At 58.4% G+C, this 26,531-nt stretch carries 21 protein-coding genes and 1 pseudogene; 12 read left to right on the forward strand and 10 right to left on the reverse strand.

The window, feature by feature from the left end:
• Nucleotides 1-8: 8 nt before the first annotated feature.
• The 3 genes from AB4O35_RS19950 to AB4O35_RS19960 form a co-directional block, all read right to left on the reverse strand.
• A complete protein-coding gene (locus tag AB4O35_RS19950) occupies nucleotides 9-842 on the reverse strand; it encodes an oxidoreductase (protein WP_065945986.1) in 834 nt (277 codons plus the stop codon).
• Between the two features lie 676 nt (nucleotides 843-1,518).
• Nucleotides 1,519-1,875 carry a type II toxin-antitoxin system RelE/ParE family toxin gene (locus AB4O35_RS19955; RefSeq protein WP_065873166.1) on the reverse strand — a complete coding sequence of 119 codons (357 nt, stop codon included), beginning with the start codon at nucleotides 1,873-1,875 and terminating at the stop codon, nucleotides 1,519-1,521.
• 2 nt (nucleotides 1,876-1,877) lie between these two features.
• Entirely contained in the window at nucleotides 1,878-2,168 is a 291-nt protein-coding gene (locus tag AB4O35_RS19960) for a type II toxin-antitoxin system ParD family antitoxin (protein WP_057010991.1), read from the reverse strand.
• A gap of 302 nt (nucleotides 2,169-2,470) precedes the next feature.
• Between AB4O35_RS19960 and AB4O35_RS19965 the strand changes: the two genes are divergently transcribed.
• A complete protein-coding gene (locus AB4O35_RS19965) occupies nucleotides 2,471-3,454 on the forward strand; it encodes a 5'-nucleotidase (protein WP_065873165.1) in 984 nt (327 codons plus the stop codon).
• 146 nt (nucleotides 3,455-3,600) lie between these two features.
• A pseudogene (locus AB4O35_RS19970) lies at nucleotides 3,601-3,759 on the forward strand (hypothetical protein); the annotation flags it as partial.
• 9 nt (nucleotides 3,760-3,768) lie between these two features.
• Here AB4O35_RS19970 and AB4O35_RS19975 read toward each other — a convergent pair.
• Complete coding sequence (locus tag AB4O35_RS19975) at nucleotides 3,769-4,086, reverse strand: hypothetical protein (RefSeq protein ID WP_065873164.1); 318 nt, start codon at nucleotides 4,084-4,086, stop codon at nucleotides 3,769-3,771.
• Nucleotides 4,087-4,319: 233 nt separating this feature from the next.
• Between AB4O35_RS19975 and AB4O35_RS19980 the strand changes: the two genes are divergently transcribed.
• From AB4O35_RS19980 to AB4O35_RS19990, 3 genes are read left to right on the forward strand one after another with little or no spacing between them, the layout of a single operon-like run.
• Entirely contained in the window at nucleotides 4,320-9,476 is a 5,157-nt protein-coding gene (locus tag AB4O35_RS19980; RefSeq protein ID WP_083207140.1) for an AAA domain-containing protein, read from the forward strand.
• A complete protein-coding gene (locus AB4O35_RS19985) occupies nucleotides 9,469-10,491 on the forward strand; it encodes a hypothetical protein (RefSeq protein ID WP_065873162.1) in 1,023 nt (340 codons plus the stop codon). The genes AB4O35_RS19980 and AB4O35_RS19985 overlap by 8 nt, the downstream gene beginning before the upstream one ends.
• Entirely contained in the window at nucleotides 10,488-11,510 is a 1,023-nt protein-coding gene (locus AB4O35_RS19990) for a hypothetical protein (RefSeq protein WP_139114572.1), read from the forward strand. Before AB4O35_RS19985 ends, AB4O35_RS19990 begins: the two co-directional genes overlap by 4 nt.
• Before the next feature lie 85 nt (nucleotides 11,511-11,595).
• Here AB4O35_RS19990 and AB4O35_RS19995 read toward each other — a convergent pair whose 3' ends face one another.
• Entirely contained in the window at nucleotides 11,596-11,802 is a 207-nt protein-coding gene (locus AB4O35_RS19995; RefSeq protein WP_057010985.1) for an RNA polymerase sigma factor sigma-70 region 4 domain-containing protein, read from the reverse strand.
• Nucleotides 11,803-11,993: 191 nt separating this feature from the next.
• Between AB4O35_RS19995 and AB4O35_RS20000 the strand changes: the two genes are divergently transcribed.
• Nucleotides 11,994-13,082 carry a hypothetical protein gene (locus tag AB4O35_RS20000; RefSeq protein WP_065873160.1) on the forward strand — a complete coding sequence of 363 codons (1,089 nt, stop codon included), beginning with the start codon at nucleotides 11,994-11,996 and terminating at the stop codon, nucleotides 13,080-13,082.
• 32 nt (nucleotides 13,083-13,114) lie between these two features.
• On the opposite strand, the gene AB4O35_RS20005 is transcribed toward AB4O35_RS20000, so the two are convergent.
• The 3 genes from AB4O35_RS20005 to AB4O35_RS20015 form a co-directional block, all read right to left on the reverse strand.
• The gene (locus AB4O35_RS20005; RefSeq protein WP_083207139.1) at nucleotides 13,115-13,465 is read right to left on the reverse strand and encodes a hypothetical protein; all 351 of its coding nucleotides are present in this window, start codon (nucleotides 13,463-13,465) and stop codon (nucleotides 13,115-13,117) included.
• 3 nt (nucleotides 13,466-13,468) lie between these two features.
• Entirely contained in the window at nucleotides 13,469-13,981 is a 513-nt protein-coding gene (locus AB4O35_RS20010) for a thioesterase II family protein (protein WP_371914449.1), read from the reverse strand.
• A 173-nt stretch (nucleotides 13,982-14,154) separates the two neighbouring features.
• Complete coding sequence (locus AB4O35_RS20015; protein ID WP_065873157.1) at nucleotides 14,155-15,069, reverse strand: LysR family transcriptional regulator; 915 nt, start codon at nucleotides 15,067-15,069, stop codon at nucleotides 14,155-14,157.
• Nucleotides 15,070-15,316: 247 nt separating this feature from the next.
• Here AB4O35_RS20015 and AB4O35_RS20020 point away from each other — a divergent pair, with 247 nt between their 5' ends.
• From AB4O35_RS20020 to pgm, 4 genes are all read left to right on the forward strand, one after another.
• The gene (locus AB4O35_RS20020) at nucleotides 15,317-16,339 is read left to right on the forward strand and encodes a zinc-dependent alcohol dehydrogenase family protein (RefSeq protein ID WP_049708388.1); all 1,023 of its coding nucleotides are present in this window, start codon (nucleotides 15,317-15,319) and stop codon (nucleotides 16,337-16,339) included.
• Nucleotides 16,340-17,044: 705 nt separating this feature from the next.
• Entirely contained in the window at nucleotides 17,045-18,469 is a 1,425-nt protein-coding gene (locus AB4O35_RS20025) for a hypothetical protein (protein ID WP_065873156.1), read from the forward strand.
• Nucleotides 18,466-19,872 (forward strand): aminotransferase-like domain-containing protein, encoded by a 1,407-nt coding sequence (locus AB4O35_RS20030; RefSeq protein WP_460149208.1) that lies wholly within the window; start codon nucleotides 18,466-18,468, stop codon nucleotides 19,870-19,872. Before AB4O35_RS20025 ends, AB4O35_RS20030 begins: the two co-directional genes overlap by 4 nt.
• Nucleotides 19,873-19,977: 105 nt before the next feature.
• Nucleotides 19,978-21,621: a phosphoglucomutase (alpha-D-glucose-1,6-bisphosphate-dependent) gene (gene pgm, locus AB4O35_RS20035; protein ID WP_065880479.1), complete on the forward strand. Its 1,644-nt coding sequence runs from the start codon at nucleotides 19,978-19,980 to the stop codon at nucleotides 21,619-21,621.
• Nucleotides 21,622-21,730: 109 nt separating this feature from the next.
• Here pgm and AB4O35_RS20040 read toward each other — a convergent pair whose 3' ends face one another.
• Nucleotides 21,731-22,426: a pirin family protein gene (locus tag AB4O35_RS20040; RefSeq protein WP_065945984.1), complete on the reverse strand. Its 696-nt coding sequence runs from the start codon at nucleotides 22,424-22,426 to the stop codon at nucleotides 21,731-21,733.
• A gap of 219 nt (nucleotides 22,427-22,645) precedes the next feature.
• Here AB4O35_RS20040 and AB4O35_RS20045 point away from each other — a divergent pair, with 219 nt between their 5' ends.
• A complete protein-coding gene (locus AB4O35_RS20045) occupies nucleotides 22,646-25,093 on the forward strand; it encodes a UvrD-helicase domain-containing protein (RefSeq protein WP_065945983.1) in 2,448 nt (815 codons plus the stop codon).
• A gap of 73 nt (nucleotides 25,094-25,166) precedes the next feature.
• On the opposite strand, the gene AB4O35_RS20050 is transcribed toward AB4O35_RS20045, so the two are convergent.
• Nucleotides 25,167-25,439, reverse strand: coding sequence for a DUF1652 domain-containing protein (locus AB4O35_RS20050; RefSeq protein ID WP_049708382.1), 273 nt, complete (start codon nucleotides 25,437-25,439; stop codon nucleotides 25,167-25,169).
• Nucleotides 25,440-25,696: 257 nt separating this feature from the next.
• Between AB4O35_RS20050 and AB4O35_RS20055 the strand changes: the two genes are divergently transcribed.
• Nucleotides 25,697-26,506, forward strand: coding sequence for a helix-turn-helix transcriptional regulator (locus tag AB4O35_RS20055; protein ID WP_065873151.1), 810 nt, complete (start codon nucleotides 25,697-25,699; stop codon nucleotides 26,504-26,506).
• The last annotated feature ends 25 nt before the right edge of the window (nucleotides 26,507-26,531 follow it).

Genomic DNA, 26,531 nt, shown 5'->3' on the forward strand with positions numbered 1-26,531 from the left:
TGTTATGCTCAGCCATCCGTGGAACAGCTAAGCGCTTCCCATTGCTCAATACTCTCCGCCGTCCGGTGCAGCTTGTCACGCACCAGAGCCAGGGCGTCACTGCCCAGCAGCAGTTGAGCCGGCGGGTTAGGGCTGTTGATAATAGTCATCATGGCGCGTGCGGCTTTCTGCGGGTCGCCCAGTTGAAGGCCGCTTTTTTCCTCACGGGCTTTTCGCACCGGGTCGAAGGTCGCATCGTAGTCACTGATGCTGCGCGGCGTACGCTGCATCGAACGACCTGCCCAGTCCGTTCGGAAAGACCCCGGCGCCACGGCCGTTACAAAAATATTGAAGGGTGCAAGTTCCTTGTTCAACGTATCAGAGATGCCCTCCAGGGCAAATTTGCTACCGCAGTAGTAAGCAATACCTGGCATGGTGATATAACCACCCATGGACGTGATATTGAGGATATGCCCCGCCCGTCGCTGGCGAAAAAAGGGCACAAACGCCTTGGTCATCGCCACCGCGCCGAATACATTGACGTCGAACTGACGGCGCATTTCCTCCAACGACGACTCCTCGAAAACCCCTTCGTGGCCATAACCCGCGTTGTTAACCAGCACATCCACTGGGCCATACTGATCCTCAACAGCGACGACGACGGCGTCGATGGCATTAAAGTGGGTAACGTCCAGCACCACGCCATGGGCTCTCTCAGGCAAGAGCGTTTGGAACGTTGCCAGAGAGGATTCGCTGCGAACAGTGCCGATCACTCGATGGCCCTGAGCGAGAGCTTCCTTAGCCAGGGCCTGGCCAAAGCCGCTACTAACGCCCGTGATAAAAATGGTCTTTTTTGCACGCATGGGGCGCACTCCTGAATATATAAGGTCAGGCTATGCTAGGGCGGAGAGTGGTTGGGAACTGTGCCTGATTCGATTTTAGTATTGCCTGATTCTATCGGAGTGCTCGGTGAGCAACTTGAAATCTGCTGGCAAAAAACGAGGCCAAAGGAAGAAAAACGACGGGCTTATTTACCTGCTCTAATGTCTGCTTCGTGTCGCAAGTCGTTTTTCGGTAACGCTGATGTGCATGCGGTCTGGCCGAAGGTGTCGCACCTGCGCTCCAAGGTTTTCGCATTGGCAGTAAAGGCTGCGCGCGCAGTTAATCGCCGAACAGATCGAACATCAGGTGCCTGAACCATTTATTGACGGGGCGCGGTTGTATTTGCTGGGCCAGAATAAATTGATGGCGATTTCGGTGAGGCAACGGGACTGGCGGGCTTGCAAATGAATGGATCTCCATGCCCATGAAAAGCCAGAAATGCTCAGCTAAACAGCCTGCCAGACGAAGCCTAAAGGCTCTCAGGGGCGCCAAAAAACATTTTGACTAGGCTCTGGGACAATGTTTTCAGGTCGATAACACTTTTGTTTGCCCCCACTTTTGCCCCCATTCATACCGAGTGTGCGAGTGATCGCAAATGGCGATCTCCGACGGACTTCGCTATTCCCGGCCAGTTAAGCCGTTGGGCCAGGTCGCTGATCAGTCGTTAGGCAAGTGCAACTGCACTTCCATGGCGTCATGAAGGAGTCTGACGACCTCGATCACGTCGTCGTTTGTCACACGATAGAACACTATATGGCGTGGGCTTTTGACCGTTCCATGGGTGTGTTTGGCCTGCTGGCGTGAATAAATGAGGTGATAGCTGCGAAGGCCCGGTGCAAGTTCATCGCGGTCGTGGCTGCCAATGCGATAAGGCGTGTCGGCAAGCGCTTGCAGCGCCGCGAGGATCAGCGCCTGGTAGCGCTGGCGTGCTTGATCGCCGAACTGCGTCTGGGAGAGCCTGAGGATGTCAACAATGTCGGCACGGGCCGGGTTGGAGATCCGATACTGCGGCATACTCAGTGTTTCTCTCTCGCAGGGAGGGTTGCCTCCAGGCTCAAGCTCTCGAGGTAGTGCTCCAGATCACCCTCGTTCACCTGAGTAAAGCGCCCGTGCTCAAGATCCATGATACCGATCGAGGTCGCCTGACGCAGTGCCTCAATTTTGGCGGTGTCTTCGGCGACGCGCTGCTCCAATAAACGTAAACCTTCTCGCATCACTTCGCTGGCATTCTGATAACGGCCGGACTGCACCAAGTCATGGATAACCTGGTCCTGGTGAGGGGTGAGCACAACGTTTCGCGTCGCCATAACTAGCTCCAGTTCTATGCAGACAGGTACTTTTGATGTTGGCATATTATGCCAATTTCGCTCAGGAGAATAGCTTGGGGCCGAAATCCGGCGATCAGGTGACGGCTGACTCGGCGCCAATCAGCAAGGTTCAAAGTCATCCTCACATAATGAAAGCAACCGGCAGATTGATTTGAAGATTGATATGCCTGACTGTGCGTGGGAGGAGGCGCGCGATGTGTGCTTCTCGATCCGCCCTGAAATCGATCGGCATGTTCGATGCCCATCAATATTTGCGTTTAGAGGCATCAAGAGAGGTTCCAATGCCCTACGAGTTAGAAAATCGCCTAGTGATCGGCGTCGCTTCCAGCGCTGTGTTTGATTTGCTGGCATCGGACGCAGTGTTTCAGAGTCAGGGGGAGGAGGAATACCGCAAGTTTCAGCAAAACAATCTGCACGTCCCGCTTCCTAAGGGGATAGCGTTCCCCTTCATCAAGCGTTTACTGTCAGTGAATGACCTGAGCGTCGATCCTACGGATCCGCTCGTAGAGGTGATACTTCTTTCGCGCAATGATCCCGACACTGGGCTGCGCGTACTGAAGACTATCGAGCACTACGGGCTTGGAATGACAAGGGCGATTTTCATGCAGGGAAAATCTCCTTATGAATATATACCAGCACTGAATATCGCTTTATTTTTGTCGGGTGACAAAAAAGACGTGGAAGCGGCTATCAGGGCCGGGTACCCGGCTGGCCAGGTTCTCGATTCAAAATTTGAAGACGACGAAACTGATAAAACCCTACGCATCGCATTCGACTTTGACGGCGTGCTCGCTGGCGATGAGTCCGAAACAATCATGCAGGCCTCTGGATTGTCTGAATTCCATGCGCACGAAGTGAAGAATGTCATGCAGCCCCATAACCCTGGGCCGCTGAAGGAATTCATGGTGCGGATATCCAAAATCCAGTCGGTCGAGGAGAAGCACAAAAAGCTCAATCCTGAATACGAAAACCGCATACGCGTCTCGATCGTCACAGCCCGCAATGCTCCGTCTCATGAGCGTGCGATGAATACACTCAAGAGTTGGGGTGTCATGGCCAATGACGCATTCTTCCTAGGCGGCATCGAGAAAGGAAAAATTTTAGGTGTATTGAAACCACACATCTTTTTCGATGACCAATCAGGGCACCTTAAATCGACTAGCGCAGTTGCTCCATCCGTGCACATTCCTTTCGGCATCACCAACCATGTCGCTACTGTGGATGCGCTAGAGCCTGAAGCGGATCAGGTCCAGCAGGTGATGTAACACGATGGCTTGAGCGCGTAGTACCACAGGAATTCGTATCGGTTCTGTGCTTGAACTGGCCTAATGATCCCGGACACCTCTTAAGGGCGATATGATTCGCCCAATCAGGAGGTTCCATGCAAGAGCGATAGACCTACACCCGCGAGTTCAAGCAACGTGCTGCAAGCATGGTTCTTGATAGCTGCTCAGTTCCCGACGTCTGTGCATCTATGGACGTTGGGCCTACGGCTCTGCGCCGCTGGATTGGTCAGGTCCAATCGTTGTGTAGATACCTATGCCGATCAATGGGCCGATCAATGGGTTAAAACACGTGGCTACCAGCCACCGGGAAACCATTGCCGGGCGAGCTGCACCGTTACGCGCAAGGTGTGCTGGCTTTGTTCGCACGCAAGCGCCTGTTCTTCAGGCGACGCCGGTTTGCTCCACTTTGGCTGGGTTGCCAAGCGCTGTGCATAGCTAGCTTTAAACGCAGGGCTGGCCTCGCCAGTCAGCCGCATCGCTTTAGCATAGTCCGCCTCGAGATCTTCGGGCAGCGAACCACAGGCCAGTTTGGCTTGCTGATAGCGCACGGCGTACATGAAGCCATCGGTGGGGGCTTCGTCGTAGGTGTAGCGGGAGAGTTCTGCGGCCATGGCAGTACCGGTGAGGAATAGGGCGATGAGGAGGGGGCGTCCGTGCATGGGCGGGGAAAGTCTCGGGTGGTTGACGGTGCGTTTGACCTGAACACGAGTTGTATAGCATTGAACAGGCCACTCGTTAACTATGCGTGCCCGGTTTGAATTGCAGCGACCAAGGCAATGGGCCGTCATTGTTGGCCGCTACGAGCCATTCTTCGTATGCCGTTCGGATTTATAGGGTGTAAGAAATGTTTAGGCGTCTCATGGACTTGAGCAAGCGGTTGCGCAAGGATTTTGCTGCTGTAGCGGTTTCCAAGGAACAGGTTCTGCACTCGATGGAGGTGGACCCTCAGGCAGGACCCGTCGGGAGTTTGCCCGTGAATGTGCTGGACTACTGGCACAGAGCGCTGATTGCCGATGACTTGGGTGGCCTGCAAGCCACCGATGTCCGCATCCCGGTGACAAATTTCGCGGGGCTGGCCTGGCCCAACTTCAATCTCGGTTTCGGCAAGCGTCGGGCGCTGGCACTGGGCATTCTCACTGAGCGTGCCGCAGAGGCCCGGCGAAAACAGCAAGCGCAGGCGCTTGAGGCCTCAGAGGACGACGCAGAGGGGGCGCAGGAGGCGGACGAGCCGGATGACGATCCGCGTATTCCCATGGCGCTGGTGTTCCATCAAACCACCTCATCAAGCGATGAGGTCCAGGTCACGTGGCCCGACCCGGATAAAAAGCCTGCGCCGGGCGCGAAAAAAAAACGCCTCAAGCCCGACCGGCTGAATATCGCGTTCTGGTTTCCTTTCGACCTGAACGACAAAAACCAAATATGCCTACCACGCGACCCCAACGATTGCCGGCCGCGTGTGGTCCGCCAATGGCTTGAACCGCAGCCATTGATGGCGGCCAACGACCTGCCGCCGGCCATTGGCCACTTCGATTGCTATCGCGACGAGCTCAAGCTATTTCTCGCGACGTTGAGCCAAAGCGCCAATTTGAGCGGTTATGTCGACGCCTGTTTTGCCTTGTTCGCCCGCGTTCAAGCGGATGGGGTTGAGACGGGAATGGCCCCGATCACGGGGCAATGGGTTGCGGTGCCGCGACAGCCTGGCTATGCAACACGTGCGCTCGCCAACGTGTATGAAGCGATCCCCAATGCGCCGTCCATCGGCGCACTGGAGCAGCTCATAGGCGCCGGACGACACCGTTCGGCTGTCCAGGCAGGCGGCATGGCAGCGCCGCAGGTGACGATCCGGCACGTGGCCATGGTCGATAAGGCCACACACCTCGACAAGCCAGACGTCAATCGCGGCGCAGACCCCTTGAACGAATCGCAGCGCCGCGCATTGCACGCCCTCGGCCGGTTGGGTGAGCAGGTCGGGGTGGTTGCGGTCAGTGGGCCGCCGGGCACCGGGAAGACGGCCATGCTGCGTGCGATGATCGCCAACCAATGGGTGTTGGCGGCTTACGATAACCGCGAACATTGCCCCGTCACGTTTGTGTGCGGGGCGACCAACCAGAGTGTCGAGAATGTGATGGGCACGTTCAATGGTGCCGTAGGCAGGAAGCATGCCCTGGCACGTCGTTGGTTGGACCCTACGGGCAAGCCACTATTGGGTTTCACCGCCAGCGCACCGTCCAAGGCCAAGGGAAAAACCCATCGCAGCAAGTTCACCACGCTTGAGATCCGGCAAAAGCAGTTGCGCATCTTGGGCGTCGGGTCCTCCAGCCTCAAGCAATCGTACGAAGACGGTGTTGCGGCAGCCCTTGCTTTGGCGCGGCACTTTGAAGATGCCTTCCGCGAGCTGCCAGAGTTGTTCAATGCTTTGTTTAGCGTTGAGCAGAAACATCAGGTCAGTGATGCCACGCGTTTTATCTATCTCATGCAGAAGAGTGCTTCGACAACGCCTACGGCGTCGACCCTCTGCGAGCACTTGAATACGCTGAGCCAGGTATTGCGCAGTGGGTTGGCCTCAGCAATCGAGCGCCAGGCTGACATCGACGCGTTGATCGAGCCCGGTGAACTGGCTGCGCGCTTTCCCAGTGAGGCATGGGCATCTTCCTGGGCCATCGACATCCTCGCGGATTTGCGTGTGGCCGCAACCCCCGAGGCGCGCCAGGCGCAGCAGCAGAAATTGCTGGACGTGGTGTGGCGGCCGATTATTTTCCAGTTGGCCGCGCGTTACTGGGAGACGCGTTGGCTGGCCAGTGTGATCGCAACCCCCGAGCCTGGCAGCCGAAAGAACGCACTCAGGCACGCAGCCATGCTGTTTCCGTGCATTGTCGCCACCTTGCATAGCGCCCCACGGTTACTGGGAGAGGGCCGTAGGCCGCTGTTCGCGTTCCTGGATTTGCTGATTATCGATGAGGCGGGGCAAGCTGCGCCGGAGCTGGGTGTGCCGGTGCTTAGCCTGGCTAAAAAAGCCGTGGTGGTCGGCGATATGAAGCAGCTCTCCCCCGTGTCTTCGGTAACACCCGAGGTCGACGCGCGCCAGGTGCAGGACCGTTGGGCCGATCCGTCGTCTTTGGGCGCCTTGCTCGTGCGTGGCGCGGACTCCGCCACGGGTTCAATCATGAAGCTTGCCGGAACCGGGGCATCGTTTGCCGAGGCCATGCCGGACGGACGGCTACGGGACGGACTGCTCCTGCGGGAGCACTACCGTTGTGCAGAGTCGATCATCAATGTGTGTATCGATTTGCTGTACCACGATCACGACCGTGATGCCGAGGGCGGGTTGCTCAGCAAAGAGTTGGAACCCAAAGTGCCCAACCCGCTGGCAGGGCTGTTCGCGGATGCCGAGTTGCCCTTGCTCGAGGGCGAAGCTGAAATGCAGTTGCGCAAACGCATGAAGGCAACGTTCCCGCTACCGCCGCTCGGGTTCTATCAGACCGGAGGCCCGAACGATGAGCCCTGCAAAGGCGACTCATGGTCCAACCCTGGAGAAGCCAAGGCCATCGTGGACTGGCTTAAAGAGCACGGACCGCGTCTGGCGAAGTGGGTCGCCAGGGTCGAAGGCCACCCGGAGCAGCCGATAGGGTTGGAAAAACTTGTCGCGGTCGTCACGCCATTTCGAGGCCAGGTCGAAGCGATAAAGCGTCGGGTGCGCGAAGAACTCGACCCTGATGACGCTGACCTGAGTGAGCGTTTGACCATCGGCACGGTTCATACCCTTCAAGGGGCGGAGAAACCTGTGGTGTTGTTCAGTGCCGTGAATCGGGAAAGCCGCGCCAGCCGTCGAACCGATACCAATCATCGTGAGCGGGTGTTTATCGATCGTGACGATGGGCGCCTGCTCAACGTAGCGATCAGTCGTGCGCAGAAAAGCTTCATTATGTTTGGCCATTCCGATCTGTTTTTTTCCCAGCAGGCGATGGACCCGAACAACGATTTGCCTTCGGCTGTGGTAGGACGATGCTTGGCCGGTGTGCGTGAGCCAGAGCATGAGCGGCTCACCTGCGCCCCGCGGGTGCCAGCGTGCAAGCTCGGTCCCGCCACGCTGATGGTTGTCGAATCCTTGCACAAGGCGAAAATCATTCAAGAACTGGTACCTGGCGGTACTCAGGTGTTCGGCTGTGGCGGTCATATTCGTGACCTCCCAGGCCCCGGTGCGATCAGTTGGCGTGATGGGTTCAAACCGCACTGGCAATTGAGCGAGCGCGAAGGCAGTGACCTGGCGGCGTCCCTACGCAATACCGGCAGCCGTTTACTGCAATGCACTGAGCTGGTGTTGGGGACGGACGATGATGCCCAAGGCGAAGCTATCGCCTGGCACATGATCCAGGTACTCAAGGAAGCACCGTGGTTCATGCATATCCAGAGGGTGCGTCGGGTAAGGTTTCATGCATTGACCACCCTCGAAATGGCCCGATCATTTGAGGAGGGTCGGTGTGTACAGGTCGAGGGCGCTACCGCCGACGAGCGAGCTGGCAGCGCTTGCCGGGCCTTGAATATGGGCTTGGCATATGGAGCCATTGCCCAGCGGGTGCTGGACAACCTCATCGGCTCGGTCTACATGCGTCACGGTATTGTCGGGGGCGGACGGGTCAAGGGGCCCTTGCTCAGGGTACTGGCGGGCCATGGTGACTCCCCGGGGTTACCCGGTAAACGGTTGGGTGTCGCGATAAGCCTGAAAGTGAACGATACCCTCGTGCCGGCTCGCTTGATGGTGCGGCGCGGCAGCGAAGCCTGGCGCGCGTGGGGCAGTGACCGCACAGAGAGCGTTCACACCTTGATCGACCAACTGAGCGACGCGGTGGTTTCACCGACACCTTGCCTGCTCGAGCATGAGGACTTGCTGCTGGCACCTGCTCAAAGCCTGGGCACTAACCTGGTCCTGCAAGAGGCGTTCAGGCGATTTGGCTGGATGCCGTCGAGCACCATGAGCACGTTGCAAAAACTGTATGAGATGCGCGAGGGGCAGGACGAGCCCGAGTCAGCACCGAACGACAATGGTTGGGCTGCATTGGATGCGCAGGGGCGCCTGTTCCTGACCGAGTCCGGACGGCGCCAGGCAGATAAGGTGCTGAACAACCCTTGGCTGAACACAATCAGCGCCAATGCGTTGTTGATGGCCTTCGACGATGCGCTGACTCACCTGTCCCAATTGCCGGATGCAGGGGAGGCGGACTACCTTGCGTTCGTGCACACCTGGGCGGCGCAGTTTGATGATCAGTGCGGCGCGCAGCCGGTTGCGGGCCCCCATGCACCAACGGTCGATGCGCAAGGCGCTGAGGTCGCGCTGTTTTCCCTGCAGCCCGCCGTCGAGCTGAATACGTGGGGCGCGCCTGCCGGTTCGCCTTCACCCGCTGAGGCCGAGCAGCACGACGATGATCCCGCGCCTGGTGCGCAAACCCACCCGGTTTCGGACGGCGGCCGCAGCGGTGCCCACGGAGCACTGGTGCCTCTGGACATCAGCCTGGAGGCCGACAACCCCAAGATGGCCGCGCTTACCCCGAGGCAGCGGCAACTTTACGACCTGATCTCCAAACTGATGTTGGCCTCTTCCCTGCGAGATGGACAGTTTCAGACTGTACGCCGGATTTACACCCTGACGTGGCCGGGTAAACCGGCTGTCCGGCAGGTTGAAATTGGTGTCGAGGTGATAACAGGCAAGCCGGGCAGCTACCCAGGCTGGTTTACGCTGGACCCCGATGGCCTGCACCAGCACACGCGCAATTGGGCGTCGGCAGAGATGGAGGCAGTGCTCGATGAGCAAAGCCCTCGCTTGCAAGTGATAGTGCAAGACCACGGCATACGCACCCGCTCGCTGCTTGAGCCGACAGTCGATCATTTATTGGCGTGGATGCAAGCGCGTGGACACGGTAGGCCCTCGACATTCGGCAAGCACATCGATGATCTCGTACGTGGCAATACGTCGAACGCGCGCGCGGAGGGCACTGCCGATGAATAGCAGTTTTGCCGCCATGACCCTGATGCGAAACGCCTATGAGGCCGCATTGCGCGACCCCTCGGACGCAGTTGCCCAGGCAGCGTTCGTCGCTGCGCACCAAGCGCAACAGCACACGTTCGTTGATTCATTCGACGTCGCGGGCATTACCTACCCGCGTACTGATGGGCACACACTGAGTGAGCGTGAAGCGCGCGAGGTGATTTCCAGAATCCTGTCCAACCCGGCGTACAGCGTATCGGACCTGCGGCCCAGCGTCATTGAAGCGGCCTACCCGCTACAGGCAGACGTGCTGCGTGTGGAAATCGAAGCCACGGTCGCGCGGGCCAATAAAATCAATGGGCTCGACTGGCGAACCGACGCGCTCGATGCCAGCACCAAGCAAGCGATGCGTGAACTGCTACGCATGCCCACCTTGGCGGGCGGCTACAAAATCATTTCCCAGGTCAAGTCCGCGGCCAACGCCCAGGTGTTGAATATCTACCGTGGCTACGATGCCGATCACTTGATCCCCGACAAGGCACTGCGAGGGTCACTGCACAGGGGGCAGTCTTTCAGCCTTGACCAGAGCTACGCGACGTTTATGCAGGATTCACAGAACAGAGGATCGCAGCATAAATTTGTGACGGACGCCCAGAAACACACACGCAAACGGCTGCGCGGCAATCCGACACTGCTCGCGAAAAACCCAACGACTGGCGAGTACCTGGAGCATGTGCTTGAGTGGATGACCCATGTCTATACCACCGCGGATCTGGGTGTGGATGTGGCCGTCAGGAACAGTGGCCTTGCCAACTCGGATGAATTCAAACGTTTCAACGTCAAAGGTTTTGCCTTGGCGCAGGCAGGGTTCATGACGTGGAATGAACGCAAAAGTGTCGGCCGCGCTGTCGCCATGGTGCTCCTGATTGAGGCGCGAGAGTTCTACACGGCGGTCGGCTGGCCCATGGACAGGGAGTTGCCTTTGTTCTACGACGTACCTTCTACAGTGACCCAACAACCGGTGCCTGTGACATGAGCGACAACATAAACCCATCAACACCCGCCCATGGCGTCCGGCGCTACCAGCTTGCCGACCTGACAATGGCCGCCGGTGTGCCCTGGTTTGCCGTGCACGTGTCGGACGAAAGCGGTCATACATCGTCCTGGATTATCAGGGGGGAACTGGACGGTGAGCATTTACGCCTGCAACCACAGGTTTGGGTGCCAGATGCCATCCAGGCCATCGTCAATGATAGCGACGGCCAAGTCTGGGCGATCACTAGCGAAGATGAACTGATCACCAACACCGTCCTTGGACAGGTGGCTGGATGGCGGCAGGTTACGCCCCATCCACAGCTCAACGCGCGCGATGAGTGGTACTCCCGCACACTGGGTTATGTGGCCACGGATGGCCAGAACGTCGAGCTTGCTGAATGCCTGTGTTGGGCGAGCGATGGCTTGTTGATCGGTACGTTCAGCCGCCGGTTGTATCGTTGGACATCGGGCGATGTTGCTCGCCTTGAACACGACGATCACATTGTCGGAACGCTGGGTGGTGTCAACAACATTGTCCAGACGCAAGACGCAATATACGCGCTGGGGTATGCGGGCCTGATCCTGCGTCGGCCGGTGGGCGGGACCTGGCAGCGAATTGATGGACCATGGCCGACTGAGGCCGGCGCGTTCATCAATATGATTGCCGGTGTCGAAGGTCCGAGAGGGGAATTGTGGGCCATTGCGGCGGGCGGTTCGGTCGTCAGCGTTGCGGGTGATGTGACCCGCACCATTGCACAAGTACCCGGTGAGCCTCTGGGCATCACCCGGTTCCAGCGCCAGTGGTTCGTGTCGACCCTCGACGGTTGCTACGAACTACCGGGGGATGGTGACACGGTCCTGATCAAACGCGATATTTTGATGGGTAAATCGATTGATGCCGGGAACTGCCTGATTGCCGTCGATGCCGAGCCACAACACGCCGATCACGCGCAGGTCCACCTGTGGTTGCGCACCAGAAACCGCGATGCTTGGCTGCGCCCAATCATTTGCCGGGCCTGATTGAGGCGTTAAGGCGCAAGCGCGCGGGATACGGGCTTGCTTTCGAGGCCCAAGCCCGTGGTTTCACCTGGTCGGCCAGGCAGGCTCAATTGGTTTGTGGGCCGCGCCCGCGATGCGCGGTGATGCGGTTGTAAATGTTGGGTGCCGTGACCGCCATTTCTTTGCTGATCTCCGGGACTGAGTAGCCTTTGTCATAGAGATGTTGCAAGAAAGCGTCTTGGTCACGCCGGGCAAGCTGGCCGTAAAAGCCGCGATTTATTTCTTTCTGGATGCCTGAGAAAAAACCAAACATAGGGACCTCTGTATTCGACTCGCGTCATGTTGATGGTGGGAGGAGAAGGCGTGGCTTGGGCCGCTCCTTCTGTATGCAAGCCCCTTGTAAACCCCGGATTTGGAGTCTGAGTGAGCTAGCCGGTTGCAGGTTATTCACTCTGCTGCTTATCGGCCATCCCAACCTGGGTAGCACCCAGCATGGTGTGATTTATGCGAACAGACGAATACACGGATGACGAAGTCGAGACAAAGGACAAGTGGGACAAACTGTTCTGGATTGAGCTCGCTAAGCGCAAAGAGCGTTTGGTAACCGGGGATGCACACCTGATGCTTGTTCAATTGCATGATCAAATAGCCCAGGCCATCGATACACCCGGCCAAGTGATGGATGAGCCCATCGAAGGCATAAGGGGGGCTGCGGTCCTTTTGGACGCGTTTCAGTGGCAGTACGACCCGGCTGATGAGGCTGATGACGAACACCAGGCTCAGTTGTTGCGGGACACGATGAATCGCTTCGGAAGCCAGATTGATGAAGTTTGGTCAAGGTTGCAGTTCACGCGGGGCTTCCGACTTGCCGACCTAGCCGTAGAAAACGAACTTGAGCTGATGTGGGGTTGGTGGGTATTCATCAACTCTTCAGCCGGGCGTGAGGAAATGGGTATCACCACCGGAAAGTTCTCATACCATGGCAAGCAGAGCCGAATGGACGAGGACCATGAGCCGCCACGGATGATTGAGGTCCATACGTTCTATAACCGCCCCGGGCAGTCTCCCATCCCTGTTTCCAATCGCAGTGTCAGGAGCTTCACCACTGACATGGATGAAGTGATCATCAACGGCAAACGGGTCACCGATAGTGTAATTGTGGTGTTTGACTCCGAAACTCCAGCGCCATCCAGAAGGGAAATCGTGAACGCCGCTTATTCCGGCAGAGGAATGATTCGGGCACGGCGTTTAGCGGATGCCCGTGCAAAAGGCGATTACGCCAGACTGCAACGCTTGCTCGACGAACCGTCGCCGACCACGGATTTTGTCGACTTATTCGAGCCTGTACAGGCGCATAAATTGTTCAAGACACTCACCAGCGTTGCGCCGTTGATTCGAGGGCTATTCGCTTGGGATCTTCACCATGACCAGGGACTCAGCAAAGCGCAGGCTTGCCGAGTTACGGCGGAAAAACTACCTGGAATGGGCACTACCCCACGCAGCGTCAACAATGCGCTTATATCAGTGGGAAAAAAGATCAACGGCTACCAACCCGAGCAATTGCCTTGGATTTTTCAACGCTTTAGCGATTGAGGGTTCCGTCGCCGGAACCCGGTCGCGTTGAGCTAGGCAGCGCCGTATTGGGCGATACGCCGTTGTGCCAGCGCCTCGCCCTCGGCCTGCGTCGCCGCGGTTTCATAACGGATGCCAGAGGCTTGTTCGCCAATCTTGCCCATGGCATCGAAATGCGCACGACGCGCCTCATCGGCAAGCACGCTGATCAAGCTGATACACAAATGGCCAAAGGCCTCCTTGTGCGTCTTCAACCACAGGCTGCGCAGCTTGCGGTCGGCGTGGGCTTCGTCGTCCCCAGGTTCCAGGTAGATCAACACAAAGGGTACGCCATGGGCCATGACGGCCTCGATTTCGGCTTGCCACTGTGCACCGTAGCCCGGTACGACCACGTCGTTGCGCACTATTCAGCGCGGCGGGTGTTGCAGGGCTTCAGACAGCCAGCCCAATAGCTGCGTGCGTTGCTGACGCAGGAAAAAGTGCCCGCCGTCCACCAGGCGCCAGTCGAAACCGGCTGCTGCGTGCCGTTTCCAGCGGCGCGCGGCTTCCACCGTGACCAGGTGATCATCGCTGGCGGCAATCATCACCATCGGCACCGCCAGGGTCGTATCGGTTGCTACGCAGTAGCCTTCCGACAAGGCACTGTCGCGTGCCGCCCAGGTGTCGGACTTCGAGGGCGAATCCTCCTCGCTGTAGTCCGACACTTTGCGCTGGATCGGAAAACTCGGCGCCGGGCACGCCATCAGGAACAGCAACTGCGGGTGGCGACCCTCGCTGGCCAAGGTCCGCGCCACTTCGAGGGCGATCTTGCACCCCAGGCTGCAACCCAGCAATGCCCAGGGTTTGTCGGTGTAGGGCCGGATCGCGTCCATGAGCTGGCGCATCAGTTCCGTCATGTCCTGAATGCTCGGTTCGGCGATGCGGCTTTCGCTGAATCAATAGCCCACTTGGCCTAAGGCTGGGGGCATCCTTTTCAAACCATCCAAAGCATGTCCTCAAATTTGCCCCAAATGTAGCAATTCGCTGGAAGTAAATGGCTATTCGAGACTAGAAAAACGTAGAAATGATCAGCTAACAAGCATGCGCGAAGCCTCTAAAGACTCTCAGGATCGCCAAAAAACATCTGAATCCGCGACCGCAACCAGCGCTCGCCCGGGTCATTATCCTGTGATCCACGCCACGCCATATGCAACTCAAAGCTGCGCACGGGCAATGGCGGGTCTTCCGCACGCAACCCACCCGCCGAGGTCAACGCCTCGGCCGCGTAGTCCGGCACGGTCGCGAGGATGTCCGTGCCCGCGAGCAAGGTGCCCAGGCCGTTGAATTGCGGTACGGCCAATACCACGTGGCGTTTGCGGTCGAGTTTTTCCAGTTCTTCATCAATGAACCCGCTCAAGTCGCCGGCAAATGACACCAGCGCGTGGGGGCGGGCGCAGAAGTCGTCCAGGCTCAGCGAGCCCGGCACGCTGTCGGCGCGCAGCAGTTTTGGCAGGCTGCGGCGCAGCACTTTGCGCTTGGCGTTGGCCGGCAAGTCCGCGGTGTAGCTGACACCGATGGAGATTTCGCCGGAGGCCAGCAAGCCGGGCATCAGGATGTAATTGACGCGACGCACGACCAGCACGATACCGGGTGACTCGGCGCGCAGGCGTTTGAGCAGTTGGGGCAGCAGGGCGAACTCGACGTCGTCGGACAGGCCGATGCGGAATACCGCGGTGCTGGTGGCCGGGTCGAATTCAGCGGCGCGGCTGACCGCGGTGGAAATCGAGTCCAGCGCCGGGGAGAGCAGGGCGAAGATTTCTACCGCCCGGGCCGACGGTTCCATGCTGCGGCCGGTGCGCACGAACAACGGGTCATCAAACAGCCCGCGCAGGCGTGACAACGCCGCGCTGATGGCTGGCTGGCCGAGGAACAGTTTCTCGGCGGCGCGGGTCACACTGCGCTCATGCATCAAGGTTTCGAATACGATCAAGAGGTTAAGGTCGACACGACGCAGGTCGTTACGGTTCATCTTGTGTCCTGGAAGAGTCAGCTGACTTGACGAGAGCGGGCATATAACAACAATGGCCAGCACGAATCTTACGGGGAAAGGCTGTTACTCTGCACAGGAAAATTGAGTTTTCTTACAAGAGCTGAGGTCTATTCCTCAGACGCGGAATCAATGACAGACATGTCGACTATTAATGGCGACCGGTGGTCTTACCCGTAAAGCCCAGATAAAGTTCATGGCATTAGAGGTTACTTTGACGAGGTTTGCGATGTCCCGCACGATCCGTTTTCACAAGTTTGGTCCGGCCGAGGTGCTCAAATGCGAAGAGCATGCAGCCGCGCAGCCCGCACCGGGCGAAGTGCAGGTGCGTGTCGAAGCGATTGGCATCAGCTGGTATGACATTTTGTGGCGCCAGAACCTGGCGTCTTCCCATGCAAGATTACCGTCCGGTCTTGGCCATGAAATGGCCGGGGTGGTCGTCGCCGTAGGCGATGGCGTGGATGACTTGGCAGTGGGCGATAAAGTGGCCAGTTTTCCGGCCGAGAGCCCCAATGACTACCCGGTGTATGGCGAGCAGATCGTCCTGCCCCGTTCTGCCCTGACCCGGTACCCGGATGTCTTGAGCCCTATTGAAGCGAGCGTGCATTACACGCCGCTGTTGATCGCCTACTTCGCCTACGTGGACTTGGCACGGGTCAAGCCCGGGCAATTTGCCCTGGTGACTGACGCCAGCCACTGCGCCGGTCCGTCCTTTGTACAGCTGGGCAAGGCCCTGGGTGTGCGGGTGATTGCCGCCACCAAGGACAGCGCGGAGCGTGAGTATCTGCTGTCGCTCGGTGCGGAAAAGGTCATCGTCACCGAAGAGCAAGACCTGCTGATGCAAATCAACAAGTTCACCGACAACCGCGGTGTCGACGTGGTGTTCGACGGTTTGGGTGGCCCGCAGATGTCCTTGCTCGGTGACGTACTGGCACCGCGTGGCAGCCTGGTGCTGTATGGCTTGCAGGGCGGTAACCAGACGCCCTTCCCGGCGTGTGCGGCGTTCCAGAAGAACATTCAGTTTTTTGTGCACTGCATCGGTAACTTCACTGGCAAACCGGAGCTGGGCATCATTCAGGACCACGTAGCCTTGCAACGGGCGTTGCGCGATATCAACCAACTGACAGCTGACCGCGTGCTGGTGCCGTTGAAAACCACCGTGTTTCCGTTCAATCAGTTCGTGGAAGCGCACCGATATATGGACGAATGCCCGTGCCGCGAGCGTGTTGCGTTGCAGGTTGAAGCTGTTTAGTACGTAGGAAGGTTCTCAAACGAGTCTTCCTGGCACCTGGCGCATGGGGCAAATGCGCCATTTGACAGGGCTTAAACTGTACCCCGCTTCAGGTGCCTGGCTGGCACTTTAACCCCTGAATCCTGACTTTTTCGCTGACGCCGCCCTGAATTCCAGTGCGGCGTCTTTGTGTGCGCGTGATTTATGCGCTGGCCGTTGCTCATCTGCACTGGTTTTCGCCAGGGTTCTGTATCTATTAATCATTATTCCAGCATTGATAATTGCGTCTTCACTTTCATCTCAAGGACTGAGCAATGATTGAATATCTGACACTACTGTTGCGAGCGTCTGAAACTAATGTCGTGGCGTTCGCGTGGCCTGAAGGAAATAGGTGCGCTCATGAAAAGTTCCGTGCCCATGAGTGGGAAAGTTGGTGGGTGCGCGTGTCGGACACTTCTTTTAATAGTCGGTTAACGGTGTGTAAGAGTTTGTCGGAAAGTTCCTAGGACTGTGATCGGATTTGTTTTGGCCCAATAGATCCAGATGTTTGCGCGCTTGCAGGGCTTTTGGCTTTGCCCTCGGGCATTCGTGTCGTTGTGTTGCGCGGTGATAGTGTCTAGTCATCGGCGCACAAGGCTCTGCGCGAATTTCTTACATGCGCAATCGGTCGAGCAAACACTGTCAGCAGTTGCTTGAAACTAATATTTCAACTCAGGTAGTAAAACGATGAGCACTATCCACGAACAGGCTATGAACTATGTTTACCAGCAAGTTCTGCAGCGTTTGATCGGGCACTTTACTCGCGCAGAACGCACGGCACTCCAATTGCTGGTCCAGCGAATCGTCGTGGCAGCCGGCGGCATGGAGCAAGTGGGAGGTTACAAGGTGCTGGTGGCGCATGGTGGTGGCGAAGTGAGCAGCTACACCTTGGCGTTGTTGCGTGCCGCGCAGTTGACGATCGCTGGCCGCGCCCCGCATACCTTTCACTTGCGGGTTGCGACGCTGCGGCATGCTGGCATGACCGAGGGCAGGCTCGACAGCCTCAATCAAGGCTATGGCCGCCTGTTTCTGCACGATGATCCACGGGTTGATCTACTGATGGTGGATCGTGAGGAAGTATTGCCCTTCAACCACCTGCGACCCGCCTCTGTCGTTGGGCGAGAAAGCAGCCAGCGCAACAGGTTGATTGTCGGCCACCTGAGTTCCGGTGACTGCCGCGCCACGGTGTGCAGTGACACCTACCTGGCGTTGGGGGATTTTTACCAGCGCGTTACCTCTTGGAATGGCGGGGTACACGCACTGGTCAGCGGGGACTCCCCGCGCAAGCAGAGTCAGTTTATTGCCTGGCTCAAGAACACGGCTGTGGGCGCTGGGATGGCGATGCCTGAGGCCTGGCCGTCGTCGCTTACCGCGCTGTTCGCACGTATGGATGAATGGAGTACCGGTTATTACCGTGATGCATACGGGGAGCATTATGTCGCCAGTGACAACCCCAGCAAGACCGGCCACCGTAACCTGTCCTACATCGGCGTTGCCGATTTGCTGGACAACGTAGACCTCTCATCCTCGCCCATGCTCACCGAGTTCATGGCCTTTGCCCCTGATCCGCTGGGGTTTCATTTCAGCCATCCAAGCTATTCCATCCCGCTGCTGATGGCCCATCTGCGCGGGTTGCAGGCTCAATGCCTGCGAGATATGGACTATGAAGAAGGGGTGCAAGGCTTTATCCAACAGGCAGGACACTTTTTGAGGCGCATGCACATGCCCGAAGAGTTACTCACGCAGGCGGGGACCCGTGAAGGGCGCAGCCAGGCGAGCACCCACGCCCAGCAGTTCTTCGGTCTGGACGAGACTCAATTGATTTGCCTGCTGTTCTCGCCGTTTATCCATCATGGTGAACGCCTGGAAGGCTATTTGCGCCAGTGCCATCCGGGCATGCTGGTTGCTTTGCCCGAGCTGCACAAGGTCCTGCAGGGCAAGCCGTCCGCTGAGATGTTGCAACAATGGATCACTGACACCAGCGGCTTGCCAATGCCCTTGCTGCAGCAGCTCTATCGCAAACGTCCGTTGGTCAATGCGGGCGGCAAATTGCGCAGTGCGGGTGCCACGGCCCATGACAGCGCGCAGGCCTGTCAATTGTCCGGGCAATGATACTGCGCGGCGAACGGCGGGCGGATTTCGCGTATCAGGCGGTTTACCGCTACATGATCAACCTGATCAACGACGTCAGTACTGACGCGCGGGTAAAGCTGCCGTCCCTGCGGCAATTGGCGGGGCGGCTGAACGTGTCGATCTCGACGGTCCAGTACGCGTACTCGCTGCTTGAGAAGGAGGGCAGGGTCTATTCGGTGGCCAAGTCGGGCTATTACGCCTGGCCTATGTCGGCAAACCCACTGGCGTGGGCGGCTGGCGACCTGCTCGATCGGCTTTACGCAGCGGCGCGCCGCCCGGGCATGGTGGTGCTCAGTGGCGATGAACCTGCGTTGCTGGTGTCACTGGATAGCAACCTGTTGCGCCTGGAGCGGGAGTTGGTGCGCCAATACCCGCAACATCTGCAACCCTGGGCCCAGCCCTGCGGTGTCTGGGAACTGCGCGCAGCGCTGGCCGCGCGTTATACCTCTTCGCCCACTCGCTGTTGGCATGCCGATGACGTCTACATCGGCGCCGACCTGCGCGGTGTGCTGGACATCCTTGTCGAAGTCTTGGGCCTGAGGGGGACGACGGTAATTGTGGAATCACCCTGCGACTGGCTGGTCTTGCGCCTGCTCCAAGATGCCGGGGTACGTATTATCGAGTTGCCCTGGACGCTGCAGGGGCGCCTGGACCTGGTGACTCTTGACCAATTGTTGTGCGATGAGCCGGTGCACCTGGTGTTGCTGTCGTCGGCCGTCAGCCTGCCGGCAGGTGTGGCTATGCCGACCCAGGACCGCCTGGCCGTTGCGCAAATGCTCGATCAGTACGGTTGCTGGCTATTGGAAAACGACACCTATGGCGAATTGGGGTTCACAGAACCGCAGGCAGCCTTGCGCGAACTGGTGAACACCGAGCGACTGATGGTGTTTTCCTCTTTCGAGAAAGTCCTTGGGTCGGAAGCCCCTTATGGTTATCTGCTGTCTCGGCGCATGAGCAGTGAATTGCAGCGCCAGTTCCTGCTGCGTTCCTTTCGGTTGTCGTCGATTCGCCAGCGAGCGATTGCCCGCCTTTATCAAAGCGGGCGCATCGACCAGCACCTGCGCACACTGCACCTGCAGTTACGCCAGCAGGCAGAGGAAATGCGTCACCGCCTGGATCAGCATCTGGGGGACCAAGTGGCCTACCGCGCGCCGACTGCCGGGGCGACGTTTTGGTTGGGCGCCACAAAGCCCGTGGATATGCGCCAGGTGTTCCAGCGCCTGCTCGCCCAGCAGATAGTGATTGCACCCGGCGAGCTGTTTAGTGTCAGTGGCCTGCATCAACAGAACCTGCGCCTGAGCTACGCCTTTCACGGGCAACCCGACCTGGATATCGCCCTGGCTGCTATAAGCGAAGCACTGCATCAGGCGCAGACCGGATGATCGCGTGAAGTTTCTCTTACTGTTGTAGGATCGATAACGTCGCGCAGCAGTCCAACTCTCAGTAAACTGCCATTTTTTCCAAATTCTTCTTTCCGAGGTTTATGCATGACAATCAGTCCTTTTGCGGGCAAGCCGGCGCCAGCCCAGTTGCTGGTGGATATCCCGCGACTGGTCACGGCCTATTACACCGGCCAGCCTGATGCAGCAATCTCCACCCAACGTGTGGCTTTTGGTACCTCCGGGCACCGGGGCAGCTCATTCGAATTGAGCTTCAACGAATGGCATGTGCTCGCCATCAGCCAAGCCATCTGCCTGTATCGTGAAGCCCAGGGCATCAACGGTCCACTGTTTGTCGGCCTCGACACCCACGCGCTGTCCACGCCCGCCGGTGCCAGCGCGCTGGAAGTGCTGGCTGCCAATGGCGTGCACGTGATGCTGGCCGAAGGCGATGAGTACACGCCGACCCCGGCAATTTCCCACGCGATCATCTGCTACAACCGTGGCCGCACCAGCGGCCTGGCCGACGGCATTGTCATCACGCCGTCGCACAACCCGCCGCAGAGTGGCGGCTATAAGTACAACCCACCCAACGGCGGCCCGGCAGATACGCACGTCACCAAGTGGATCGAAGCCAAGGCCAATGAACTGTTGGCCAACAAACTGGCCGGGGTCAAGCGCATCACCCATGCACAGGCGCTCAAGGCCGACACCACCCATCGCCATGATTACCTCAACAGCTATGTGGCTGACCTGGTCAATGTGATCGACATGGACGCCATCCGCAGCGTCGATCTGCGCCTGGGTGTGGACCCGCTGGGCGGAGCAGGGGTGCGCTACTGGTCGGCGATTGCCGAGCACTACCGCCTGAACCTGGACGTGGTGAACACGGAAGTCGACTCGACGTTCCGCTTCATGAGCGTTGACTGGGACGGTCAGATCCGCATGGACCCGTCCTCCAGCTACGCGATGCAGGGCCTGATCGGTCTCAAGGATCGCTTTGACGTGGCCTTCGCCTGCGACCCGGACCACGACCGCCACGGCATCGTCACGCCGTCCGGTGGCCTGTTGGCACCGAACAATTACCTGGCAGTGTCCATCGATTACCTGTTCCAGAACCGTCCTGACTGGCGCGCTGACGCCGCCGTGGGCAAGACCGTAGTCAGCAGCGGCCTGATTGATCGCGTGGCTGGACGTATTGGCCGTCGCCTGTACGAAGTGCCGGTCGGCTTCAAGTGGTTTGCCGATGGACTGTTCGACGGTTCGTTGGGCTTTGGCGGCGAAGAAAGCGCCGGCGCCTCGTTCCTGCGCAAGGATGGCAGCGTATGGAGCACTGACAAAGACGGTTTGATCCCGGCGCTGCTGGCAGCGGAGATGACCTCGCGCAAAGGCCAGGACCCAAGCCAGATCTACCGCGGCCTGACCGACGCCCTGGGCGAGCCATTTGCGATTCGCGTGGATGCCAAGGCCACGCCGGCGCAGAAAGCCTTGCTCGGCAAGCTGTCACCGGACCAAGTGACGTCCACTGAATTGGCCGGGGAAAGCATCCAGCAGATCCTTAGCCACGCACCGGGTAACAACCAGGCGATCGGCGGCTTGAAGGTGATGACCGAAAACGGCTGGTTTGCTGCACGGCCATCGGGTACTGAGGACATTTACAAGATCTACGCCGAGAGCTTTATTGGCGAAGATCACCTCAAGCAATTGGTGGAAGAAGCGCAGGTGTTGGTAGACGGCGCCATTTCTCAGTAACACCCCAAAACCAGTGTGGGAGCGGGCTTGCTCGCGAATGCGGTAGATCAGTCAGCACATTGGCGACTGACACTCCGCATTCGCGAGCAAGCCCGCTATTGGGACAGCGTCAGGCCAGGTCGACCAAGACAATTTCGCTGTCTTCAATCGCAGTCACCCGCAACACCTGCTCATCCTCTACCGCAATGCCGTCTCGAGCTTGCGCACGCAAGCCATTGACTTCAATCACGCCGGTCGCAGGCACCAGATAAGCCCGTCGACCGCTGTCCAGCCGGTACTCAGCACTTTCCCCAGCCTTCAGATTTGCCGCAACCAGCCGCGCATCCGCCCGGATCCGCAGGCTTTCGCTATCGCCTGCCTTGCCACTGGCCAGTGTTACAAATCCTTCGCGATCATCTTTCGGAAACGGCTTGGCTCCCCAGGAAGGCGGCAATCCGGCTTCATTCGGGATAATCCAGATCTGGAAAATCTGGGTCGGCGTATCTTCCAGGTTGTACTCGCTGTGAGCGATCCCGGTGCCTGCACTCATGACCTGTACATCTCCCGCTTCGGTGCGGCCTTTGTTGCCGAGGTTGTCGGCATGGCTGATCGCACCTTCACGCACATAGGTGATGATTTCCATATCGCGGTGCGGGTGCTGCGGGAACCCGGTCCCCGGCGCGATGATGTCGTCGTTCCAAACGCGCAGGTTGCCCCAGTGCATGCGGTTGGGGTCGTGGTACTCGGCAAATGAAAAGTGGTGATGAGCGTCAAGCCAGCCGTGGTGGGCGCCGCCCAAGGAAGTAAAAGGTCGAAGTTCAAGCATGATCGTCTCCTGTGGATGCGCTTATGATCCTGCAGCCCATGATCGATAAAAAGCGTAAAAAATGCCTGATTCCTATCTATTTACTTGATTGGTTAGTGGCGTTTTGACTTTCAGTTCATCGCCTAACTGCATGACTGCAAAGCAATTGGCTGGAACTGAACGTCGATTCCGGCGACCATGGGGCCCTATGTAAACACCTTGTTCACCGCAGGAGTCCGCGTGTCGCAACAACCGCCTGATTTGCCCCCCGAACTGCGCCCTCTGGCTGAAATGCCTTGGTTGAAGCGCCTGGCCGCGCGCCTGTTTGGCCATGGTCTGACTCGCCTGCGCGCCCAGCACCGGTTTTCATGGCTGCACGGTCAGGCCGACGGTTTTCGCAGCGGGCATGAAGCGGGTGTGGAATATGGCTATCGCGAGGGCAAGGCTGACGGCCTTGAGGAAGGTCGGCAAGTGCTGCTGATTCGCGACTTCCGCCCGGACGAGCACCGTGCGCCGGGAGTTGATGACAGTCTGTTTGATGACTGGCGCCTGCCGCTCACCGCCGAGTTGAAAAAGCGCATCAAAGCGGATGTTGCACGATTGCTGCCTGCTCACGCCCAGCCCAGCGCCGCGCAATGGAAGATGATTTTCAGCGATACACCGTCTACCTCGGTGATTGCCGGTGCCGGTGCCGGCAAATCCACCTCCTTGGTACTGCGTATTTTGCTGCTCACCCATTACCTGGGCTTTGAGCTGAGCTCAATGACGGTGGTGACCTTCACCCGCGAGTCACGCAAAGACTTCATCAACAAGCTCATGGAAATTCTTAGCCTGTGGGGCCAACCCCTTGGTATGAAAGAAGCTCAGGCCGTGGTGCGCACTTTTCACTCGCGCATCCTGCCAATGGTGCGCAGCCTGCCGGGCTTCGAGCGCCTGCAGGCGTTCGAGAACCTGAACTCGGGCGTCGAAGACGCTGACAGCAACCCATTCGACCTGCGTATCAACGAAGCCCAGCGCCAGCAGATGAATGCCTGCTATCACCGCCTGCACGGGCAGCACGCGCGTTTTCGTGAGCTGATTGCGCCGCTCGCGCGCCACGGGCTGCAACTCAAAGCGTTGGAGCGGGACCATCCGGATGTGCAAAAACGCATGGCCGTGACCGAGTTGGCGGCCAAGCGCGATGAAGAACTCTGCGATGCGATCGAGGACCTGTGGTTCCGTGCGGGCGCCTGGCCGATCAAAGGCATTGAGCCCAATCGCCAGACCGTGGAAATCAACGGTGCGCAATTTCACTGCCATGGCTATATCCGCGCGCTGGACGCCTGGGTGGTGCTGGGCTTTGATTCACGGGAAAACGCCCAGATCAGCCGGCCCAACGCAAAGCTGTCGCTACGCGCAGAATGGGCCGTAAAGCGCACCCTTTTTCAAGCTTTCTGCCGTAAGCCTTTGATATGGATTGATAGTTATGAATCATCAAGGCGTCTTTTAAGCAGCTTGGCCGGTGATGCCACGGCCGGGCCAGGTTTTGATTACAAGGTTAAAGGTGAATTGGCTTCGGCGCCGTTGCTGGACTGTTTCGTGATGGCTGCCGGGTTTATCGAGAACCTTGGCCTGGACGTACCGACAGCGGTTGGGAAGATGAGCTTCGCCAAGGATGACCCGGACCGCTTTTTCTTCGAAGCCCTGAGCATCTTCTGGAAAGCCCTGGAAGATCACCTGCTGGACCAGTCGCCACCGATCATGACCTACAACCGCATGTTCTCGCTGTTTGGCGAAAATACGCCGGAAAACCTCAAGCTGCTCAGCGACACGCTGTTGCGGCCCTTGTCGCATTTGATGATCGATGAGTTCCAGGACGTTTCGCCGCAAATTGTCTCGTGGATCCGCGCCAGCCTGCGCGAGATCCGCAGCCGTGGCCCGGCCATGCACGTCGGGCGTGGCGCCCAGCGTTCATCGCTGCTGTGCGTGGGGGACGATTGGCAGTCAATCTACGGTTGGCGCGGGAGTTCGCCAAAATACTTTATGGCGTTCAACAACGAATTCCCTTCACCGGCCACCACCTGCGTGATGCTGGGCGAGAACTACCGCAGTCATCAACACATCATCGACGCGGCCGAGCATATTGTGCGCGCCGCGCCGGCGATCCCCGGCAAGAAGGCCAAGGCCAGTGGCGCGCCCAAGGCGTTGGTGCCGGTCAAGGTGCTGGAACGGGACGACGCGGCATTGGGGCGGCTGTTGCTGGAGCACTACCAGAAGGGTGAGTCAGTGTTGATGCTGTATCGAAAAAGTAGCGATAAGCTGTTGATTCAAGAGCATATTCAGTCTGTAATTAATGTGGATTCTAGCTTGCCGCCGCCGATGCGCAGGTTAAAGCAACTGACCTATCACAGCGCCAAAGGCTTGCAGGCTGATGCGGTATTTCTGCTTGGGGATTGCCAGCATGTCACGAGCTCGCCTTACAAGAACCAGGTGTACCGCATGGCGGGTCTGGGTAAGGACGGTGATAGCGAGCCCTATGACAATGCGCAAAAAGACGAGGTGCTGCGCTTGGCCTACGTGGGCATTACCCGGGCGGTGAGCCACTGCTATTGGTATGTGGAAAAGCCCGAAGCACAGGCGGTGAATATGCCGAAGGCATCGGAGCGGGTGGATGGCAAGAAAGCGTTTTTTGACGATCAACGCAGCTGAGACACACCGGACTAAATGTGGGAGCGGGCTTGCTCGCTCCCACATGGGTAATTCAATGTCCGATAGAGGTGGGTCAGGCCCGCAATGACTGCGGCGGCACAAACGACTCCAGCTCATCCTCCACCGCTTCAATAATCCGCTCCACATCCGCCGCATTCATCACCGTTGCACAAGGGATTCCGGCGATGGCAATCAGCGTCTCGCCGCTGGCGCGGTCGAACAGGCGGACGATCATGCTGCCGGGCGCGTCCATGCTGCCCTCAAAGCCCATCGGATGAAAATGCCAGCGCATCAGCTGGCAGGCGTTGGGGAACGTCACTTTGTTCATATTGCCCACCTTGTTCATTGAGCGCTTCCTTTAGCTCGTGGCAGGGGGGCCAGGACCTTCACTGGTCATGGCGTCGAAGCACTAAAAATAGCATTCGTTCGCAATCGCAAGGTGACTTTTTTGGTCCCGTTCGGCAGTTGTTTTCCATTCGGTTGATGTGGGTCATGTCCTGCTTGAAAGTAGGCGAAAGGCCACTAGTCAGAAGTTCCAATTGACCATTGAAGGCCCCAGCGAAATTCGGCACTCTCCACGGTTTACCCGCCGCCGAGCCTGCCATGCCTGACATCGCTGCTGACGATGACACCCAGCAATCCCAGGTCACACGTGAACTGGTGACGCGCCACCACCTGTGTTGGCGCCATCGGGATCTGGAGGGCGTGATGTCCTACTACCACCCGGACATCCAGTACCACGATTTTTTCCAGAACCGTGTCGTCGGTTTCGCTGAATTACGCGAATACCTGCAAGCCAGCATGCCCCGCGAGGCTGACGAGGCGATTGAGCATACCGACCGCATTCGCGCCGAGGGTGACACCGCGTTCATCCAGTACCGCATCACCCTGCGTGGCGGCCAGGGGCTGGTGTCGTTTCGCACCAGCGAGGCCATCACCGTACGGGATGGATTGATCTGGCGGGTTAACGAGTACGCGTCCCTGGTGCATGAGCAGCCGGCCCAAGCCGCGCGGCCGTCGGTCAGCCGTCTGGGCCTGTCGCCGCAGCAATTGGGGCACATGGCCAATGACCTGCAGCACTATTTTGAGCGCAAGCAACCCTACCTGGACCCGGAGCTGGACCTGCAACGGGTTGCCAAGGAGTGTGGCTACAGCCGCAATCAGATTTCCTACCTGCTGAACCAAGTGCTGGGGCAGAGCTTCTACCGCTACGTCAACCAGGCCAGGCTCCAGCATTTGCTGGCCGCGCTGGATAAGGCCGTACCGCCGATCAAGGTCGACGACCTGGCATTTGCCGCCGGTTTCAACTCACTGTCGGCGTTCTACAGCGCGTTCCGCCAGCACACGGGCCAGTCGCCCAAAGCCTACGTCAAACAAATTTCCCTGCGTGCACGCGCGCAAGACAGCCCCTGACAGCGCGCTCTAGGATCCACCCTAT

This window comes from Pseudomonas sp. H1_A03, assembly GCF_054685145.1.